This is a genomic window from Rhodoplanes roseus (genome assembly GCF_003258865.1).
GTDB classification, from domain to species: Bacteria; Pseudomonadota; Alphaproteobacteria; order Rhizobiales; family Xanthobacteraceae; genus Rhodoplanes; species Rhodoplanes roseus.
The window spans coordinates 1-342 of the sequence record NZ_NPEX01000702.1; the positions used below are offsets into that span (position 1 = coordinate 1).

Annotated in this window: 1 protein-coding gene; it reads right to left on the reverse strand. The window is 70.5% G+C overall.

The window, feature by feature from the left end; translation table 11 throughout:
- Nucleotides 1-59 precede the first annotated feature (59 nt).
- On the reverse strand, nucleotides 60-342 hold a 283-nt coding region (locus CH341_RS32045; RefSeq protein WP_146604742.1), incomplete at its 5' end, for a DUF3574 domain-containing protein.

Sequence of the window (342 nt, forward strand, 5' to 3'; positions counted from 1 at the left end):
GTCGCGCGAGATCCGACCTCTCCCCGATGGGGAGAGGTGAAAGACCCGCCTGAGCCCTTTCAGAATCGCGCACACGCCTCGCGCGTCAGCACCAGCACGGATTTTTGCCTGAAGCGGCGCTTGTAGGCATCGACGATCGCGGCGATGCGCACCTCCCGCGTCGGCGCGGCGGAGGACTCCTCCGCCGGCGTCACCAGCAGCACCAGCTTGGTCGCCTCGCGAGACGTCCGGCGGGTGGCGGGATCGCGCCACTGGCCGGAGGCGTCGACGACGGTGAGGCCGTCGGGAAACCGCGGCGTGATCTCGCGGGCCAGGAACTCCGAGAAGCGCCGCTCGGTGGCG